This is a genomic window from Nostoc sp. DedQUE08, assembly GCF_034530895.1.
Taxonomy (GTDB): Bacteria; Cyanobacteriota; Cyanobacteriia; order Cyanobacteriales; family Nostocaceae; genus Nostoc.
The window spans coordinates 140,259-162,944 of the sequence record NZ_JAVRCD010000006.1; the positions used below are offsets into that span (position 1 = coordinate 140,259).

Genomic DNA, 22,686 nt, shown 5'->3' on the forward strand with positions numbered 1-22,686 from the left:
ATGACAATAAATTCAGTTCATAAAAATAATGAATTTAATGGTTCTGAAATAGCTATAATTGCTGTTGCTGGTAGATTTCCAGGGGCAAAAGATATCGAATCATTTTGGCAGAATCTACGTGATGGAGTAGAAACTATCTCGTCGCTAACTGATGAAGAATTAATAAATTCTGGCGTTTTCCTAGATTTACTAAATAACCCAAGTTATGTAAAAGCTAGTGCTGTTATATCAGACATTGATTTGTTTGATGCAAATTTCTTTACTTATAGTGCAAAAGAAGCTGAGTTAATAGACCCACAACAACGCCTATTTTTAGAATTAGCTTGGGAAGCTGTAGAAAAAGCTGGTTATGACCCGGAAACTTACAATGGTTTAATTGGGGTTTATGGTGGTGTGGGGATGAGTAGGTATTTGCTCAATAATCTCATTCCTCATCATCAATTATTAGAAACAATTGACCCTCTACAACTGGGAATCTCTAACGATAAAGATTTTGTACCGACACGAGTTGCATATAAACTCAACTTGACTGGCCCCGCAGTAAATGTGCAAACAGCGTGTTCTACTTCTTTGGTTGCAGTTCACTTTGCTTGTCAAAGTCTCTTAAATGGTGAATGTGACATAGCTTTAGCTGGTGGAGTTTCTATCAGCATTCCTCAAAAAACAGGTTATTTGCATCAACCGGAGATGATTCTTTCTCCTGATGGACACTGCCGTGCTTTTGATGCTAAGGCACAAGGGACAATTGCTGGTAGCGGTGCTGGGATTGTGGTGTTGAAAAGATTAAAGGATGCAATAAGCGATCGCGACCACATCCATGCAATCATTAAAGGTTCAGCCATCAATAATGATGGTGCAATAAAAGTTGGCTACACTGCGCCTAGTGCGAGTGGTCAAGCAGCAGTCATTGGCGAAGCTCAAGCTATAGCAGATGTAGATGCCGAAACAATTTCCTACATCGAAGCTCATGGCACAGCTACACCTTTAGGAGATCCGATAGAAATTGCCGCTTTAACTCAAGCTTTTAATCAAACTACAGATAAAAAAGGCTTCTGCGCTATTGGTTCGGTAAAAACTAACTTTGGACATTTGGATACAGCAGGTGTCGCAGGTTTAATTAAAACTGTATTAGCACTGCAACATAAAATGCTGCCTCCTAGTTTGCACTACCAGACACCTAATCCCAAAATTGATTTTGCCAACAGTCCTTTTTATGTCAATACAACCCTGACTGAATGGAAAACAAATAACACTCCTCGCCGTGCTGGGGTTAGTTCTTTTGGTATGGGAGGGACTAATGCTCATGTGATTTTAGAAGAAGCAACTCAATTCAAAATTCAAAATTCAAAATTCAAAAATAAATATTTATTGTTGTGTTTATCGGCTAAAACCGCGAGTGCGCTTGAGAAGGCAACAGCTAATTTGATAGTGTATTTAAAAGAGCATCCAGAAGTTAACTTAAGTGATGTTGCTTATACCCTCAATAGTGGTCGCCGGGGTTTTAATTATCGACGGATGTTAGTTTGTCACGATTTAGAAGATGCTGTTAAAGCTCTCAGTAGTTTAGATCCAAAACAAGTTTTTACTAATTACACAGAAATTACAGAACGACCTGTTGCTTTTATGTTTCCCGGACAAGGTTCTCAGTACGTCAACATGGCGCGGGAAATTTATGAAACTGAGACAGTGTTTAGAGAACAAGTTGATTATTGCTCAGAAATTCTTAAACCTTTACTAGGGCTGGATTTACGCCATATTATTTATCCTAGTGAATCAAATATTGATGAGGCATCAAAGCAACTTCAACAGACAGGAATTGCTCAACCCGCTATTTTTGTAATTGAATACGCCCTAGCTAGATTATGGCAGTCTTATGGAGTGGAACCACAAGCTGCGATCGGTCATAGTATTGGCGAATATGTAGCAGCAACTCTAGCAGAAGTTTTTTCCCTAGAAGATGCCTTATCTTTGGTAGCAGCACGCGGACAGATGATGCAGCAACTACCCACTGGAGCAATGCTTTCAATTCCGCTGCCCGCAGACAAGGTAAAATCTCTATTAGGGACAGAACTTTCTCTAGCAGCAATTAATCAACCTTTGCAATGTGTAGTTTCCGGTTCCATACCAGAAATCGAAGTACTACAAAGTCAGCTTGCTACTCAAGGGATTGAATGCCGTCGTCTGCATACTTCCCATGCCTTCCATTCGCAAATGATGGAACCAATCTTAGAGGCATTTGCAGAGCGAGTCAAAAAAGTTACTTTAAATCCACCAAAACTTCCTTATATCTCTAACCTGACTGGTACTTGGATTAAAGTCAGTCAAGCCACAAATCCCGACTACTACGCTCAACATCTGCGTTCTACAGTACTGTTTGCCTCTGGCGTAGAGAAATTATTAGCAACACCAGAGCAAGTCTTAATAGAGGTAGGGCCAGGACACACACTAACTACATTAGTCAAAAGACATCCAGACAAAGCAGACACACAAACGGTCTTAACTTCGGTACGTCATCCCCAAGAAAAGCAATTTGATAGTCATGTTTTATTGACCACATTAGGTCAACTCTGGTTGACTGGTGTCAAAGTAGATTGGTTTGGATTTTATAGTCATGATGAATATTATCGTCTTCCCTTACCAACTTATCCCTTTGAACGCCAACGTTATTGGATTGACCCTCCACAAAAAGCAGCTTGGGGAAAGTTGCAAATACCCACAACATCGCAATTATGGACATCGCTTACACAAGCAGGTCAAAAACAAGCAAGTGTGAACAATGCAGAATTTAACGAGTTAACCTATCAAGGAAACAAACAGTGGTTAGATAGTTTATGTACAGCCTACATAAATTATGCATTGCAGCAATTACGGGCTTTTAGTAATCCCGAAGAAAAGTATTTTTTGGAGAATTTTTTAACGCAATACCATATTTCTTCCCGCTATCAACAATTGTTCTGTAGATGGTTACAAATATTAGTAGAACAAGGACAACTACAACAACAAGAGGAATTATTTTTTGGGCTAGTGCCATGTTCACAAAATGATATTGATGAATATTTAGAAGAAGTCAGAGTGAGGTTTGCTGATTCATCTTTAGTAGATTTAGATTTAGTGCAACGCTGTGGTGAAAATTTAGCTGCTATTGTTGTTGGTGAACAAGAACCATTAGAAATTTTCAATGAACTGGTTTACCAAAAAGAACATAAAGGTTCACATACAGAATCTGTTTTAATGAATTACTACAACTCTATTTTGCGCTCAAGCTTAGAACAGGTAGTCAAATTATTGCCACCATCGATTCATCTGAGAGTGCTAGAAATCGGCGCAGGTACTGGTATGTCTACACAAGCTTTATTACCTGTGTTGCCATTCCAACAAACCAACTATACTTTTACTGATATTGGTAGTGCCTTTCTGACTCAAGCGCAACAGAAGTTTAAGGAATATTCATTTGTTGAATATAAGTTATTAGATATAGACAAGTCACCAACTGAGCAAGGATTTGAGAAGCATAGCTTTGATATAGTTATAGCTTCTAATGTTTTGCACGCAACTCAAAATATAGATCAAACACTCCACCATGTCCGGTCTTTATTAGCTCCTGGCGGCTTCCTCTTACTGTGGGAAATTACTCAACCGAAAATAGACTTTGATATTAGTTGGGGTCTGCTATTAAAACCTTTAAATGATACAAGACGCAGCCCAGGTCAGCCTTTTATCATTAAAGACCAATGGTTTGACGCATTACACGCTCAAGATTTTGTTCAAGTTGCCGCTTTTCCTGAAAATGAAGCATTTGAGCATAAAATTATTATGGCTCAAGCTTCTGCATCAGCTGCATTTAGCCAAATTTATAAGCAAAAAGAAACTGGCTTGGAAGCAGAGATTTCATTACAAATAAATCCGAATGTTTTTCAGCAAGAAGAATTATCTACACTTTATTCAAGACCTGATTTACCCAATGCTTATGTAGCTCCTCGTAATGAAATTGAGCAAAAAATTGCCATTGTTTGGCAAGAACTTTTGGGAATTAAACAAATAGGAATCCATGATAACTTTTTTCAATTAGGAGGAGATTCTTTAATAGCGGTTCAAGTTGTATCTAGATTACGAAATACTTTTTCTATTCAATTAACTGTAACAAATCTGTTTGAATTTCCTACTATAGCTGAAATAGCACCAAAGTTGGAGAAAGAACCAGAATCAGATATTAATTTAGATGCAATTGATAGAGAAGAAATAGCAATTTGATTAAATAAATTTTAATTAATAATTACCAATTAGGTGACGTGGAGGTAAGTTTCTGTGAATATCGAAGAATTGGTAGCCGATCTGACTAAGCAGGGTGTGAAGTTGTGGGTTGAGAGTGAGCAGTTGCGTGTTAATGCCCCCAAAGGAGTATTGACACCAGACACTCGTGATTTACTCCTTAAGCGTAAAGCAGAACTTGTTTCGTTGCTGCACCAGAAAAATGAGTTAGTAAAGTTCACTGGAGGTATCGCTACCAACACAGATTTATCCCCGATCAAAGTTGATCGTCCTCAGAACTTACCTCTGTCTTTTGGTCAAGAACAAATCTGGTTATTGAACCAGTTGGAACCAGATAACCCCTTCTACAACGAACAAGCAGCTCTAAAACTGCACGGTCAGTTGAACGTCGTAGCACTAGAGCAAAGCCTCAACAAAATTATCTCTCGCCACGAAGCATTACGTACCAACTTCGACACCATCAACGAGCAGCCAGTCCAAGTAATTGCTGACAGCTTAATCTTAAGTCTGCCAATTATAGATTTAACAGATTTACCTAAAAGTGAAAAAGCGATCGCTTGTCAGCAATTAGCCACAGCAGAAACAACTCGACCCTTTGCCCTTGCTAATTCTCCTTTAATTCGAGCTTCTGTGCTTAAACTCACAGAGGTAGAACACGTCTTGCTAATCACAATACACCATATTGTTTTTGATGGTTGGTCAATGGGTGTGATAATGCGGGAATTAGCAACCATTTACTCAGCCCTTAGCAATAACTTATCTCCAGAGTTACCTGAGCTACCAATTCAGTATGCCGACTTTGCTATTTGGCAACGGCAGTGGTTACAAGCAGAAATACTCGAAACACAGCTTGACTATTGGAAACAACTACTCAAAAACGCTCCTACCTTACTAGAGTTACCAACAGACAGACCAAGACCAGCCATTCAAAGTTTCCGAGGCGCACTCCACAGTGTTGAACTTTCAAATCAACTGAGCCAAGCAGTTGCTAATTTCACCAGGCAAGAGGGAGCTACTCTGTTCATGACGCTGTTCGCAGCTTATGTTACCTTGCTTTATCGGTATACAGGCTCCGATGACATTTTAGTAGGCACACCCATTGCTAAACGCGATCGCTTAGAACTTGAAGGGTTAATTGGCTTTCTTGTCAACACTTTAGTATTACGTACCGATTTGTCAGGCAACCCCACTTTTCAACAGTTACTGAACCGAGTGCGGCAACTGACACTCTTAACTTCTGCTCACCCAGACCTGCCCTTTGAGGAGTTGGTAAAAGCATTACAGCCACAACGAGACCTCAGCCATACACCACTGTTTCAGGTGATGTTTGTTCTCGAAAATGCTCCCATGTCTAAAGTAGAGTTTACTGGGTTAACTGTCAGTCCGTTAGCGACAGAAAGAACAATTGCCAAGTTTGATTTGACTTTATTCATTAAAAATACTACCTCTGGGCTGGCAACTGTGTGGCAATACAACACAGACTTGTTTGATGCGCCCACTATAGAGCGGATGGCAGGTCATTTTGTGACCTTGCTCGAAAGCATTGTTACTAATCCACAACAGCAAATTTCCCAATTGCCTCTACTGACACAAGCACAACAACGACAGTTACTTGTCGAATGGAACGATACTCAAACTGAATATCCCAAAGATAAATCTATCCATCAGTTGTTTGAGGAGCAGGTTAAGCGCACACCCAATGCTGTAGCGGTGGAGTTTGGCAATCAACAACTGACTTACCAGCAGTTGAATTGCCGCGCGAACCAGTTGGCGCACTACTTGAAGTCTTTAGGAGTTGAAGCCGATGTATTGGTTGGGTTGTGTGTCGAGCGTTCCTTAGAAATGGTCGTGGGACTGTTAGGGATTCTCAAGGCAGGTGGGGCTTATGTGCCACTTGATCCAGAGTATCCAACTGAACGCCTGAGTTTCATGTTAGAAGATGCTCAAGTTTCAGTGTTGTTGACCCAGCAATCACTCCAGGAGAGACTACCTCAGCATCAAGCAAAACTTGTCTGCTTAGATACTGACTGGCAACAAATTTCCCAGTCTGGTCAGGATAATTTCATCCCTGGCGTACAAGCAACTAATTTAGCATATGTAATTTATACCTCTGGTTCTACAGGTCAACCTAAAGGTGTAGCTCTGAATCAGCTTGCTCTTTGCAATTTGATTCTGTGGCAACTGCAAAATACTACAATTTATACTGGAGCAAAAACGCTGCAATTTGCTCCTATTAGCTTTGATGTCTCTTTCCAAGAAATATTCACTACCTGGTTTTCGGGAGGCACATTGTTCTTAATTACGGAGGAGTTGCGCCGAGATCCAGTAGCTTTGTTAGGTTTTCTCCAACAAAAATCTGTTGAGAGACTGTTTGTTCCCTTTGTTGCTTTACAGCAATTAGCTGAAGTCGCTGTTGATAGTGAATTAGTTAATAGTCATCTAAGGGAAATTATTACTGCTGGGGAGCAGTTGCAGATTACTCCCGCTATTTCTGGGTGGTTGGGCAAACTAACCGATTGTACTTTGCACAATCATTACGGGCCATCAGAGAGCCATGTAATCAGCACTTTTACTTTGGCTAATCCAATAGAGAATTGGCCGTTACTTCCTCCGATTGGACGACCGATCGCGAATACACAAATTTACATTTTAGATAAGTGTCTACAGCCTGTACCCGTTGGTATACCGGGAGAATTGTACATTGGTGGTGTCTCTTTGGCGCGGGGCTACCTTAATCGAAGGGAGTTAACACAAGAAAAATTTATCTCCAATCCCTTTGAGAAGGCAGTAGGGAGTAGATTATATAAAACTGGGGACTTAGCACGCTATTTACCAGATGGCAACATCGAATATCTGGGACGCATTGATAATCAGGTTAAGATCCGAGGCTTCCGCATTGAGTTAGGCGAGGTTGAAGCAGTACTGAGCCAATATGGTGATGTGCAAGCATCTTGTGCGATCGTCCGCGAAGATACTCCAGGTGATACTTGTACTGAGCGAAGCCGAAGTAAACGCTTAGTTGCCTACGTGGTAGCACATCAGAACTGTACATTGGCAATCAGCGAACTGCGGCAATTCCTGAAAGCAAAGCTGCCAGAGTACATGGTACCTAATGCTTTTGTGATGTTGGATTCCTTGCCACTGACTCCTAGTGGTAAAGTAGATCGCCGTGCTTTACCTGCACCTGATGTAGACAGCAGTAATTCAGACAAATTCGTAGCCCCACGCACTCCGATTGAAGAACTACTGGCACAAATTTGGGCGCAAGTGCTGAAAGTGGAGCAAATAGGAGTTTATGATAACTTCTTTGAACTTGGGGGACACTCCCTACTAGCAACGCAACTAGTTTCACGCATTCGTAACATTTTCAAACTAGAACTACCATTGCGTGAGTTATTTGCCAAAGCAACAGTTGCCGAATTAGCACAAGCAATTGAGCAGTTACAGCAACAAAAGATAGAACTCTCTGCGCCGCCTATCTTGCCAAGAGCAAATAATTCAGACTTACCACTGTCTTATGCTCAACAGCGTCTATGGTTTTTAGACCAATTAGAGCCGAACAGTGCCTTATACAACTTGCCTATAGCTTTGCGTCTAGTGGGAAATGTCAATCAAGCAGCCTTAGAACAAAGCTTACAAGAAATTATTCATCGTCACGAAGCCTTACGCACCAATTTCGTCACTGTTAATGGAAAACCTTCTCAAATCATTCAAACACAAACGAATTGGACGCTCTCAGTTCTTGAGTGGCAATATCTGCCACCAGGCGAACAAGAAATAGCCACACAGCAATTAATACAACAACAGGCTATTCAGCCTTTTGAACTAGCAAGTGTTGCATTACTCAGGGCGACCTTAGTAGTGCTGTCCGAGACAGAACACATTTTGTTAGTGTGTATGCACCATGTGGTGTCTGATGCTTGGTCAATAGGTGTGTTTATCCAAGAATTAGCAGCACTGTACAATGCTTATTCTCAAGGTCAGCCGTCACCTTTAACACCACTGCCGATTCAGTATGCAGATTTTGCCTTATGGCAAAGAAACTGGTTACAAGGAGATGTCCTGCAAAGCCAACTAAGTTACTGGCAACAACAACTCAAAGATGCACCAGCTTTATTGTCCCTACCTACAGACCGGCCTAGACCTGCGGTGCAGACTTTCGCTGGCGCATATCAAGAGTTTGCACTGTCAGTTGAGTTAACTAATCGGCTGACAAAACTGAGCCAGGAGCAAGGAGTAACTTTGTTCATGACGCTCTTGGCAGCTTATGATACTTTACTTTATCGCTACACAGGTGTAGCAGACATTTTAGTAGGGTCTCCTATTGCAAACCGCGATCGCAGTGAGACAGAAGGGTTAATTGGCTTTTTTGTCAACACTTTAGTGATGCGTAGTAACTTGGCAGATAATCCCAGCTTTAGCGAATTGCTCACTCGTGTTCGAGAAATGGCAATGGATGCTTATGCTCATCAGAATTTGCCTTTTGAAATGCTAGTTGAGGCATTGCAGCCACAAAGAGACCTCAGCTATACACCACTGTTCCAAGTGATGTTTGCACTCCAGAATGCGCCTATGTCTGAAGTCGAGTTGGCTGGGTTAAGTGTCACCCCATTGATTGCAGAAAGCGCAACAGCTAAGTTTGATTTGTCTTTATTAATGCAGAACACTCCTACTTCTCTACGAGACGCTGCGCGAACGACTACGCTCAGTACAAGTACTGGAATGGTGGGTGTATGGGAGTATAGTACTGACTTATTTGATGCCAGCACAATTGAGCGGATGAGTGGGCATTTTGTAACCTTGCTGGAAAGTATTGTTTCTAACCCAGAGAAGCGCATTTCTCAATTATCACTGCTGACACAACCTGAGCAACAACAGTTATTAGTAGAGTGGAACGATACTCAGGCGGATTATTCTCAGGATAAGTGTATCTATGAATTGTTTGAAGAACAGGTCGGGCGTACCCCAAATGCAGTAGCAGTTGTATTTGAAAATCAACAACTCACCTATCACCAGTTGAATTGTCGCGCTAACCAGTTGGCTCATTACTTGCGCTCATTGGGTGTGGAAGCAGATACGCTGGTTGGGTTGTGTGTAGAACGCTCTTTAGAAATGCTTGTGGGACTCTTGGGAATTCTCAAAGCAGGCGGGGCTTATGTGCCACTTGACCCAGACTACCCTACTGACCGTTTGGCATATATGCTCAATGATTCACAGGTGCAGATACTGTTGACTCAAAAGAAATTGCTCACTAGCTTACCGGAACATACCGCCCGTGTATTCTGCTTAGATCGAGACTGGGAAGACATATCTACAGAAAGTGAAGACAATCCAGTTAGTGGCTCTACAACTGATAACTTAGCTTATGTCATCTACACATCAGGCTCAACAGGTCAACCAAAAGGCACTTTAGTCAACCACTCAAATGTAGTGCGTCTGTTTGCAGCCACGGATTCTTGGTATCACTTTAGTCAAGATGATGTGTGGACAATGTTCCACTCTTATGCATTTGACTTTTCCGTGTGGGAAATTTGGGGCGCATTGCTGTATGGTGGACGACTGGTAGTAGTTCCGTATTTAGTGACGCGATCGCCTGAATCCTTCTATCATTTATTAGCTCAAGAGCAAGTCACGATTCTCAATCAAACACCTTCCGCCTTCCGCCAATTAATTCAAGCTGAACAGTCAAGTTTAACCACTAGTGATTTGAACTTACGCTTGGTAATTTTCGGTGGAGAAGCCTTAGAAATCAAGAGCTTACAGCCTTGGTTTGAGCGACATGGCGACATCCCACCCCAATTAGTGAATATGTACGGGATTACGGAAACTACTGTACACGTCACTTATCGTCCATTGAGCAAGGAAGATTTAAATCACACAGCCAGTATTATAGGTCGTCCGATACCTGACCTCAAGGTGTATGTGCTGGACGAATATAAACAGCCAGTACCAATTGGCGTTCCTGGTGAGATGTACGTTGGTGGTGCTGGGGTGGCACGTGGTTATCTCAATCGTCCAGAACTGACAGCAGAACGCTTTATTTCTCATCCTTTTAGCAACTACGACAAAGCGCGACTATATAAAACAGGGGACTTGGCACGGTATTTGCCCAATGGCGAGTTAGAGTATTTGGGGCGAATTGACAATCAAGTTAAGATTCGTGGTTTCCGCATTGAGTTGGGAGAAATTGAAGCATTACTAGCTGCTCACCCAGATGTTTGGGAAAGTGTGGTGGTGGTGCGAGAAGATGAACCGGGTAACACTTGTACTGAGCATCTCGACTTCGCTCGATGGAGCCGGAGTCGAAGTAAACGTTTAGTGGCTTACGTAGTGCCGCAGGTGGGGCAATCTCTGACAATCCAAGAACTGCGTCGCTTCCTCAGCAAGCAACTGCCAAGCTACATGGTTCCAAGTGCTTTTGTACAGTTAGAAGCTCTCCCACTGACAGCAAATGGTAAGATAGACCGTCGCGCTTTACCTGTACCTGACACTGCAAGACCAGAACTAGAAGATGTTTTTGTCACGCCTAGCACAAGAGAAGAAAAAATATTAGCCACTATCTGGGCTAATGTTCTTGGTGTTGAGCAGGTGGGTATTCATGATAACTTCTTTGCTTTAGGTGGAGATTCTATCCGTAGCATTCAAGTGCTATCTCAAGCTAAAGAACAAGGTTTGAATCTCTCTCTTGCACAGCTATTCCAATATCAGACGATTCACGAGCTAGTTCAAGAACTAAAAACACAAAAGAATGACGCTACAAAATTAGAATTAACTCAACCATTCAGTCTCATTTCTGAAACAGACAAAGAACATTTACCCGACGGTGTAGAGGATGCCTATCCTCTGGCTATACTGCAAATGGGAATGGTTTACCACAGTGAGTACAGCCAAGATAGTACATATCACGACATTTTCAGTTTCCATCTCAAAACCCCGTTTGATGTTCAACTTTTACAAGTTGCTATTCAAGATTTAGTCAATCACCACGCTGTACTGCGGACTTCGTTTGAGCTTAGTAAATTTAGTATTCCGTTGCAACTGGTTCATCAGCAAATTGAGATTCCCTTGCAGGTAGAAGATTGGTGTCATTTAGATCGTTCTCAGCATGAAGTTGCCTTAGCTAATTGGTTTGAAGCTGAAAAGAAACGTCATTTTGATTGGACTCATCCTCCTCTATTGCGTTTCTTTGTGCATCGTCGCACACCGGAAACATTTAATTTGTCTTTGAGCTTCCACCATGCCATTCTTGATGGGTGGAGTGTTGCTTCAATGATGAGTGAGTTTTTTAAACGTTACTTGTCACTTTTAGGCGAATCAGTAGATTATGTATCGCCATTTAGTATTGCGTTCCGGGATTTTGTAGCTTTAGAGCAACAAGCGATCGCTTCACCAGAAACTCAGCGATACTGGAGTGAAAAGTTAAATGACAGCACTTTCACCAAATTACCTCGCTGGTCTTCTGTACCAAAACATACTAATGCTAAAGAACTTGGTGTGCAAGAGGTAAATCTATCTTCTGAGATTTTTGCTGGCTTAAAACAGCTGGCTCACTCCGCAGAAGCTACACTCAAGAGTGTGCTTTTGGCTGCCCATCTGCGAGTATTAAATTTCCTCAGTGGTGAACAGGATGTAGTAACGGGGGTAGCCGCTAACGGACGACCTGAACAAAATGATGGTGAGCGAGTCCTGGGACTATTCCTGAATACATTGCCATTCCGCCTGCAATTTACTGGAGGCACTTGGACAGACTTAGTGCAACAAGTGTTTGCAGCAGAACGAGAAATGTTGCCACACCGTCGCTATCCTTTGGCGGAAATACAGAGGAGTTTGGGCGGTGAACCTTTGTTTGAGACGGCGTTTAATTTCACTCATTTCCATGTCTACGAACAGCTACTGGAAATCGATAATTTACAGCTGCTAGGTGGAAAGTTTTTTGAACAAACAAACTTTACTTTCTTAGCTCAATTCAGCGTCAGTCCCAACTCTTCTGACATAACACTGAATTTAAAGTACGATTCCTGTGAGTTATCCACCGAACAAGTTAACAGGATTAGTGATTATTATCTGAGAGTTCTAGCGGCAATGGCGAAGGAGCCACAAGGACGCTATGAGTTGCACTCTCTTGTGTCTTCAGAGGAGCGTCATCAACTTTTAGTGGAGTGGAACAAAACAGCAGTAGAGTATCCCCAAGATAAATGTATTCACCAGTTGTTTGAAGCACAAGTAGAACAGACACCCAATGCAACGGCGGTGGTATTTGGGGATCAACAGCTGACTTATGCCGAGTTAAACACCAGAGCAAATCAACTTGCCCATTATCTCCAAACCCTTGGGATCAAACCAGAAGTATTGGTTGGGTTGTGCGTTGAACGTTCATTAGAAATGGTAGTGTCAATGTTGGGAATTCTCAAGGCGGGTGGTGCTTATGTGCCACTCGATCCAGAATATCCCCAAGAGCGATTAAGCTTCATGATCGAAGACACTCAGCTATCAGTCGTATTGACTCAAGAAAAGCTAGTTGATAAGCTAGGCAGCCAAGCTAATGTAGTTTGCTTAGACTCACACTGGGATATCATCAGCCAACAAACACAACACAACCCAACTACCAGCGTCAAAGCTGATAACTTAGCTTATGTAATGTACACAAGCGGTTCTACAGGTCAACCCAAAGGTGTTAGTGTTCTCCATCGAGGTGTAGTTCGATTAATCAAACAAACCAACTATGTGAGCATTTCTGCTCAAGATATAATTGCACAAGCCTCAAATTACGCTTTCGATGCTGCTACTTTTGAAATTTGGGGCGCACTACTTAACGGAGCGCGATTGGTGGGGGTGAGCAAAGATTTGGCACTTTCGCCACAAGACTTTGCAACCTTTATTCAAGCACAAGGTATTAGCGTGTTATTTTTGACAACTGCCTTGTTCAATCAAATTGCTCAAGAAGTCCCTTGTGCTTTCCATTCACTGCGGCATCTTCTATTCGGCGGTGAAGCTGTCGAGCCGAAATGGGTCAAAGAAGTATTGAAAAATGGTGCGCCGCAGCGACTACTCCACGTTTATGGGCCAACAGAGAATACAACATTTACTTCTTGGTATTTGGTGCAGGATGTACCCGAAAACGCTAAAACTATTCCCATCGGTCAACCAATTTCCAACACGCAAATCTATTTGTTAAATTCCCAACTACATCCCGTGGGCGTTGGTGTACCAGGAGAAATTTATATTGGAGGTGATGGTCAAGCAAGGGAATATCTTAATCGACCAGAGTTAACACAACAGAAATTTATTCCCAACCCTTTTAGTTCTGACTCCTATTCGTGCCTCTACAAAACTGGTGATAAAGCACGCTATTTGCCTGATGGCAATATTGAATACTTGGGACGTATTGACAACCAAGTAAAAATGCGCGGTTTCCGCATCGAATTGTCAGAAATCGAAACAGTCCTGAACCAACATGGTGATGTGCAAGCATCTTGCGTCATCCTCCGTGAAGATAATAGAGGTGATAAACGCTTAGTTGCCTATGTGGTAGCGCATCAGGACTGTAGACCCACTTTAGGCAGCGAACTGCGGCAATTCTTGAAAACAAAATTACCAGACTACATGATGCCAAATGCTGTTGTCATCTTGGAGTCATTGCCGTTAACTCCTAACGGCAAGGTAGATCGCCGTGCTTTGCCCATACCGGATTTACAAAGCGAAATTTCAGATAAATATGTTGCCCCGCGCACAACAATAGAAGAAACACTGGCACAAATGTGGTCGCAAGTGCTGGGATTAGAGCAAGTAGGAATTTATGATAACTTCTTTGAACTTGGCGGACACTCGCTACTTGCAACTCAACTGGTTTCACGCATCCGCGATCGCTTTAAAGTCCAACTCTCTTTAAGCGAATTGTTCAATGTTGCAACCATAGCTGAACTAGCGCAATCTATCGGGAAGTTACAGCAACAAAACTTAGACTTAACTGTTCCACGCATTCTACCAAGGAGCAAGAGATGATTACTGAAGAATTACCCCTATCTTATGCTCAACAGCGTTTGTGGTTTTTAGACCAGTTAGAGCCGAACAGTTCTACATACAACATCCCCTTAGCTTTGCGTCTAGCCGGAAATCTCAATCGGGCTGCCTTAGAACAAAGCTTACAAGAAATTATCGATCGCCATGAAGCGTTACGCACCAACTTCGTAACTGTTGATGAACAACCAATACAAATCATTCACACACAAACGAATTGGAAAGTCTCAGTTCTTGAGTGGCAAAATCTATCACCAAGCGAACAAGAAATTGCTACACAGCAATTGGTGCAACAACAAGCTATTCAACCGTTTGATTTAGCAAAGGGAGCATTAATCAGAGCGACATTAGTAGTCCTGTCTCAGACAGAAAACATCTTGTTAGTGTGTATGCACCATGTGGTTTCTGATGGCTGGTCAATGGGTGTGTTTGTCTCTGAACTAGCAACACTGTATAAGGCTTATTCTCAAGGTCAGCCGTCACCTTTAGCACCTCTACCGATTCAGTACGCAGATTTCGCCTTATGGCAGAAAGATTGGTTGCAAGGGGATGTACTGCAAACTCAACTGAATTACTGGCAACAACAACTAAAAGATGCACCAGCTTTATTGCCGTTACCTACAGACCGACCAAGACCTGCTGTGCAGACTTTCACAGGCGCAACTCAAGAATTTACGCTTTCAGTTGAGTTGACTAATAGACTGACAAAACTGAGCCAGGAGAGAGGTTGTACTCTCTTCATGACTTTGTTAACAGCCTTTGATATCCTACTTTACCGCTACACTGGACAATCAGATATCTTGGTCGGAACACCGATCGCCAACCGCGATCGCTCTGAAATTGAAGGGTTGATTGGCTTTTTTGTCAATACTTTAGTCATGCGTACCAGCTTGGCAGACAACCCCACTTTTAGCGAATTACTTGGACGCGTTCGGGAAATAGCTCTAGGAGCATATAATCATCAGGATTTGCCTTTTGAAATGTTAGTTGAGGCATTGCAGCCAGAACGGAATCTCAGTCATACACCACTGTTCCAAGTGATGTTTGCACTCCAAAATGCGCCAATGTCGGAACTAGAGCTTGCAGGCTTAACTATCAGTCCTTTAACAGCACAAAGCACAACTACTAAGTTTGACTTGAGTTTATCAATGTACAACTCAGGTGCTGGATTAGTGGGTGTCTGGGAGTATAGCACTGACTTGTTTGATGCCAGCACAATCGAGCGGATAACTGGGCATTTTGTGAATTTGCTTTCAGGGATTGTAGCTAATTCAAAGGAGCGAATTTCGCAATTACCAATGCTTACACAAGTTGAGCAACAACAATTATTAGTTGAATGGAATGATACTCAAGTAGATTATCCTTTTGATAAGTGTATCCATCAGTTGTTTGAGGAGCAAGTAGAGCGTACCCCCAATGCTGTAGCAGTTATCTTTGACAATCAACAACTGACTTACCAGCAATTGAATTGTCGCGCTAACCAGTTGGCACATTACTTGCAGTCTTTGGGTGTAACAGCAGATACGCTGGTGGGTATTTGTGTAGAGCGTTCTTTAGAAATGGTCGTGGGACTACTGGGTATTCTCAAAGCGGGTGGGGCTTATGTGCCGCTTGACCCAGACTATCCCCAAGAACGCTTGAGCTTTATGCTAGAAGATGCTCAAGTTAAGGTACTGCTAACGCAACAGCAAGTCGTTGAAAAGTTGCCCCAGCATCAAGCGCAGGTGGTATGTTTAGATACTGAGTGGGAATTTATTTCACAATCAAGTCAAGATAATGCGATCGCGCAGCTTACCGTAGATATCGCCTCTGTGCAAGCAACTAACTTGGCTTATGTAATTTACACTTCCGGTTCGACTGGAAAGCCCAAAGGGGTTATGATTCCACATGGCGCGATCGCCAACCACTGCTGTATTATTCAACAAGCTTATGCACTTAGAAAGAGCGATCGCGTACTCCAGTTTGCCTCAATCAACTTCGATGCCTCATTAGAACAGATATTACCTACACTAATAGTTGGCGCTACCTTAGTACTCCGAGGCTCGGATGTATGGACTCCGACAAACTTCCAAAAAATAGTTTCGGATTTTGAACTTACTGTCGTTAATCTCCCAACAGCCTATTGGCAACAATTGACTCAAGAGTGGGTCAAAACACAAGTGTTAGATACCAACAGCAAACTCAGACTTGTGATTGTTGGCGGAGATGTAATGTTGCCCGAATATGTTGCCATTTGGCAACAAAGCCCAATGTCTGGTGTTCGTCTAATCAACGCTTATGGCCCTACAGAGACGACTATCACGGCAACCCTATTTGAAATTCTTCCCCAGTTGAGTCAAGACATTAATCTGAAAAAAATTCCTATTGGTCGTCCTCTACCTAACAGGACTGTATATATTACAGCTTACCAGCAACTTGCTCAAGGTAAAGCCATTAAACTTCCTACTAAAACAACTTCTTTCAAAGATTGGTCTAATAAATTAACCGAATATGCACAGTCACAAGTCCTCAAATCTGAAGTGGCTTATTGGCTGAATGAATCTCGTATCGCAGTTCCTTCCATCCCAGTAGACTATACACAAAGAGCAAATACTGTTGAAGGAGCCAGTACAGTATCGGTTTCGTTAAGTGAGGCACAAACTCGTGCCTTACTACAAGATGTACCGAAGGCTTACAACACTCAGATTAACGATGTGTTATTAACTGCCTTAGTGCTGGTTTTGAGCAGATGGACTAACTCTAACTGTGTGCTGTTCAACTTAGAAGGTCATGGCCGGGAAGATATTATTGATGGTGTGGATTTATCACGCACTATCGGCTGGTTTACAACCATTTTCCCTGTAGTTTTAGAACTGGGAGTTACAGAAAATCTAGCCGATGCCTTAAAGTCTGTCAAAGAACAACTACGGGTTATTTCCAACAAAGGAATTGGCTATGGCTTATTACGCTATCTAAGTCAAGATGTAGAAATCGCTGCTCAACTACAGGCATTACCGCACGCAGAAATCAGTTTCAATTATTTAGGTCAATTCGATCAACTTCTCAATACATCTTCTTGGATACAGCCAGCTAGCGAAGCTGCCGGACACAGCCAAAGTTTGCAGAACAACCGCGCTCATTTATTAGACATTAACAGCATTATTACTGGAGATCGGTTGCAAATTGAGTGGATTTATAGCACGAATGTTCACCAGCAAACCACGATCGCAAGTCTGGCGCAAGAATTTGTCGAGACATTGCAAGGGTTAATTGCTCATTGTTCATCTGGTGAGAGTGGAGGTTATACACCTTCAGATTTTCCGTTAACCAAGCTCAAACAGCTAGAACTTGACCAACTGTTAGCAAGTTTAGGCAAGACTAACTCCAAAAATATTGAAGATATTTACCCGCTTTCTCCTATGCAACAGGGGATGCTATTTGAAAGTTTGTATGCTCCAAATACAGGAGTATATTTTGAGCAGTTAAGTTTCACTTTAAAAAGTGAGTTGAACGTAGCAGCTTTTGAGCAAGCTTGGCAGCAAGTGGTAGCACGGCATTCCATCTTGCGGACTGCTTTTGTTTGGCAGCAATTAGCCCAGCCACTTCAAGTAGTGTATCGGCAGTTGGAGATTAACCTTAACAGGCATGATTGGCAACAGCTATCTAGCCAAGAGCAGCAACAGCAATTAGAGCTTTTCTTACAGTCACAGCGACAACAGGGTTTCCAACTGAATCAAGCACCATTGATGTACCTGGGTCTGATTCAATTGAGTGCAGATAGTTATCAATTCGTTTGGAGTTCTCATCATTTATTGCTTGATGGCTGGTCAATGCCTTTGGTTTTCAAAGACTTATTGTATTTTTATCAAGCAATTTCTCAGGGTGAAACTGTAGCCGTTCAACCAGCCCAAAACTACCGCAACTATATTGCTTGGCTACAGAAACAAGATTTAACCCAAGCTGAACAATTCTGGAGAGAAAAACTTCAAGGTTTTACCTCACCTACTTCTTTGACAGTTGATAAACCATCGTCAAAACGACAGCAGTTAAATTCTAGTTACAGCGAACAACAAATCCAACTGACAGAGCAAGCGACAGCTGCCCTACAGACTTTTGCACGGCAGCATCAACTAACGATAAATAATTTAGTGCAAGCGACTTGGGCATTACTACTAAGTCGCTACAACCAAGAAAAAGATGTAGTTTTTGGTGCTACTGTTTCTGGTCGTCCGCCGTCTCTCATTGGTATTGAGTCAATGGTAGGAATATTTATTAACACCTTGCCAGTGCGAGTTCAAGTTGGAGATGATACCCAAGTCTGGACTTTGTTGAAGGATTTACAAACACAACAAGTAGAGTCTGAGCAATACTCATATAATTCATTAGTAGATATTCAAGGGTGGAGCGAAGTTTCTAGAGGAACGCCTTTGTTTGAGAGCATTGTTGTCTTCGAGAATTATCCTGTGGATGAGGCAGTACAATCGCACAATCACAGTTTCTCTATTGAAAGTATTCACAGCATTGAACAAACCAATTATCCTCTAACTGTAATTGCTGCTCCTGGTAAGCAATTGTTGATGAAGATTAACTATGATACGAGCCGATTTGATGATGGTGCGATCGCTCGTTTGTTATGTCATTTCCAAACATTGCTTGAGGGAATTATAGCTAACCCACAGCAACAAATCGCCCATTTGCCACTGATAACACCAAGGGAACAGCATCAGTTATTAGCTGAATGGAACGATACTCAGACGGATGACCCAATTGATAAATGTATCCATCAGTTGTTTGAGGAACAAGTAGAACGTACTCCAGATGCAGTAGCGGTAGAGTTTGAGAATCAACAACTTACTTACCACGAATTGAATTGTCGGGCAAATCAGTTAGCACACTACCTGAAGTCCTTGGGCGTAAAACCAGATGTGCTAGTTGGATTGTGTGTTGAACGCTCATTAGAAATGGTCGTGGGGCTTTTGGGGATTCTGAAGGCTGGTGGTGCTTATGTGCCACTTGACCCAGACTATCCGATTGAGCGTTTGCACTTTATGCTCGAAGATACCCAGGTAAAGGTACTGCTTACCCAAAAGCAACTTATTAGCAAACTACCTGAACATCAAGGAAAGCTTCACTTCGGCTTACCTCGGCTCCGCTCGGCACAAGTCGCTCAGTACAAGGTTTGTTTAGATACTGACTGGGCAGTAATTTCTCAATGGAGCCAAGAAAATCTCGTTACTCATGTAGAAGCTAGTAACTTAGTTTACGTAATATTTACCTCTGGTTCTACAGGTAAACCAAAAGGTGTAGCTTTGCCCAATCGAGCAATCACTAATTTGATTCAATGGCATTTAGCTACACTACAAACAGGAGTTGGAGTTCTTCAATTTGCATCATTAAGTTTTGATGCCAGCATTCACGAAATGTTCGCCGCTTGGTGTTCTGGTGGAACGCTATTTATAGTTACCGAAGCTGTGCGTTTGGATTTGGACAGTTTAATTCACTTCCTGGCAAGCAAACCTATACAGAAGGTGATTCTTCCAGTTGTTGTGCTTCAGCAATTGGCAGAGGTATACGCACAGCAAAAACATTTGTTCAAAAATCTCACAGAAATTATCACTACTGGCGAACAACTGCAAGTAAATCGACCAATTGTTAATTTATTTAATAACTTAGAAAATTGTTCGCTTCATAACCATTACGGCCCTTCGGAAACCCATGTGGTAACAGCTTTTACTTTCTCAGGTACACCAAATACTTGGCCTGCTTATCCTCCTATAGGAAAACCTATTGACAATACACAAATGTACATTGTCGATAGTAATTTCCAACCTGTCCCCATCGGCGTTACTGGTGAACTGTACATAGGCGGCGTTGGATTGGCTAACGGTTACTTTAACCGTCCTGAATTAACGAAGCAAAAATTTATCCCCAATCCCTTTGGTCGAAGCAGGGGAGATAGAGAAGGCCAATTTTCTCATTCTGAATTCTTGTATAAAACTGGGGATTTAGCCCGTTATTTACCAGATGGCAATATTGAATTTTTGGGTCGTATTGACCATCAGGTGAAAATTCGGGGATTTCGGGTTGAACCCGGAGAAATTGAAACTGTACTCAATCAACATCCAGAAATTCAAACAACTGTCGCCATTGTCCGGGAAGATACCCCAGGTGATAAACGTTTAGTCGCCTATGTAGTACCCCATGAACAATGTGTACCGACACTTAGCCAACTGCGTCAGTTCTTAAAAGCAAAACTGCCAGCTTACATGATCCCAGTAATAGTTATTCTGGATTCCTTGCCCCTAACACCCAACGGTAAGGTAGATCGGCGTGCATTGCAAGAACCTTCTGACAGCAGTGACGCAGACAAATTTGTTGCGCCACGTAGCCAAGTAGAACTGCAACTAACACAAATCTGGTCAAGGATTTTGAAAGTTGACAGGGTGGGAGTACAAGATAACTTCTTTGACCTTGGTGGTCACTCGCTTTTAACGCCTTACTTAATGGCGCAAATTAAACAGCAGTTTGGTAAGGATATTGCGATCGCTAGCTTATACCAAAATCCCACTGTTGAACAATTGGCAACTGTTATACAAGCGGATTCCAACTTCTTAACTAAATCTCCCTTAGTAGCAATTCAGTCCCACGGTTCTAAACCACCTCTGTTTTGTCTTCCAGGGGCGGCTGGCGATCCCTTTTACCTGTACAACTTAGCCCGTTGTCTGGGTTCAGACCAACCATTTTACAGTTTTCAAGCAGATGCTCTTTGTAAAGGCGATGAACCAATTACCTCCGTTGAGGATGTAGCCACCCAGTATATTCAAGCACTCTTGGCTATCCAACCGCAGGGGCCGTATTTTTTGGCAGGGCATTCTTTTGGCGGTAAATTAGCTTTTGAAATAGCGCAGCAGTTACTTGACAAAGGTCATAAGGTTGCTTTAGTTGCCATTCTTGATACCAAAGCACCGTTTTATCAGGAAAAGCCAATGGGTTTTGATTGGGATAACGGTAAATGGTTGTTTGAATTTGCGCGTGCGATCGAAGTTGTTTACGCCAAGAACTTGAATATTTCTATTGATACTCTTGAATCTTTGGTTTGGGAAGATCAGCTGAAATACGTTCTAGAACGACTAAAAGATGCTGATATTCTGCCCCCCGATGATGAAATTACAAAGCTTAATAATAAGGTGCAATTTCTCAAAACTAACTGCTTAGTTAGTTATGTACCACAACAGTTTTATTCCAGCCGAATTACCCTCTTGCGTGCTAGTGAAACTGCTGCTGTTGATGAATCTAATAGTGAAGTACCTGCTGAGATTTTGCAGGATTTAACTTGGGGTTGGGGAAATTTTTCTGACGAACCAGTAGATGTCCATTTTATTCCAGGCAATCATGTAACGATGATAAATCAGCCCCACGTTCAGATATTAGCAGAACGGTTGAAAGCTTGTATTGAACAAGCACAGAAAGCTACAGATGATGAGGTATAAGCTTGCCCAAGCTTGGCAATATTACTTCAATTTACTTAGTTAATTTACACCATTAAAACAATAGTTATGTTATACACCAATCCAATCGAAAAAACCGTAACATTAACAGCAGAGCAAATAAAGGATTATAGAGAGAATGGGCTACTATTTATCCCAAAGCTTTTCTCTCAAAAAGAAGTTGAGGCAATGCACGCTGCTGTTGAGAATTTGATAGTAAAAGATACGCCAGGGCGGATGTTAGAAAAAGACAACAAAACAGTGCGCGCCCTTCATGGATGCCACCTCGACTCAAAGACTTTTGATGCCTTAACTCGTCACCCTAGCCTTTTAACATCTGCTTGTAAAATTCTCGATAACGATGTATATGTTTACCAATTTAAAATCAACTTTAAAGCAGCTTTTGGCGGAGATTTATGGCCGTGGCATCAAGACTTTGTATTTTGGGATCAAGAAGATGGAATGCCATCTCCAAAAGCCTTGAATGTTGCAGTTTTCTTAGATGAATGTAATGAGTTTAATGGCCCTATCTATTTCATTCCAGGTTCTCATAAAGAGAGCCTTTTCCACTTGGGACAAATAAAATCATCTGGAGTTAATGGTCAAGAAAAAGACTGGAAATCTAATGTGAGTGCGGCTCTCAAGTATTCCCTCGATAAAGAAACGATCGCCAAGCTAGCTGATGAAAAAGGTATCGTCGCACCAAAAGGCCCTTCAGGTTCTGTCCTCTTCTTTCACTGCAATTTAGTCCACGGATCAGCACCTAATATTTCTCCCTACGATCGCAGGCTGTTGATTATTACCTATAACAGTATCAACAATATACCAACCTTCAAAGGGCAACCCAGACCAGAATTTTTGGTAAGCCGCGACCACACGCCACTAAAGCTTCAAGCGACAAAGTTCTGATTTAACCTACAAGACGAGAGGCTAG

General features: G+C 42.1%; 4 protein-coding genes. All 4 read left to right on the forward strand.

What is annotated here, in order from left to right; all coding sequences use genetic code 11:
- The 4 genes from RMY64_RS06045 (at nt 1) to RMY64_RS06060 (ending at nt 22,661) form a co-directional block, all read left to right on the forward strand.
- Entirely contained in the window at nt 1-4,251 is a 4,251-nt protein-coding gene (locus tag RMY64_RS06045; RefSeq protein ID WP_322699588.1) for a beta-ketoacyl synthase N-terminal-like domain-containing protein, read from the forward strand.
- A gap of 54 nt (nt 4,252-4,305) precedes the next feature.
- Entirely contained in the window at nt 4,306-14,271 is a 9,966-nt protein-coding gene (locus RMY64_RS06050) for a non-ribosomal peptide synthetase (RefSeq protein WP_322699589.1), read from the forward strand.
- The gene (locus RMY64_RS06055) at nt 14,268-21,755 is read left to right on the forward strand and encodes a non-ribosomal peptide synthetase (protein ID WP_322699590.1); all 7,488 of its coding nucleotides are present in this window, start codon (nt 14,268-14,270) and stop codon (nt 21,753-21,755) included. The genes RMY64_RS06050 and RMY64_RS06055 overlap by 4 nt, the downstream gene beginning before the upstream one ends.
- A 66-nt stretch (nt 21,756-21,821) precedes the next feature.
- Nucleotides 21,822-22,661 carry a phytanoyl-CoA dioxygenase family protein gene (locus RMY64_RS06060; protein ID WP_322699591.1) on the forward strand — a complete coding sequence of 280 codons (840 nt, stop codon included), beginning with the start codon at nt 21,822-21,824 and terminating at the stop codon, nt 22,659-22,661.
- Nucleotides 22,662-22,686 lie beyond the last annotated feature (25 nt).

Bases quoted from the DNA above. Each gene is read 5' to 3' on its own strand.
- RMY64_RS06060 (WP_322699591.1), top strand. From the start codon at position 21,822: ATGTTATACACCAATCCAATCGAAAAAACCGTAACATTAACAGCAGAG.
- RMY64_RS06055 (WP_322699590.1), top strand. From the start codon at position 14,268: ATGATTACTGAAGAATTACCCCTATCTTATGCTCAACAGCGTTTGTGG.
- RMY64_RS06045 (WP_322699588.1), top strand. From the start codon at position 1: ATGACAATAAATTCAGTTCATAAAAATAATGAATTTAATGGTTCTGAA.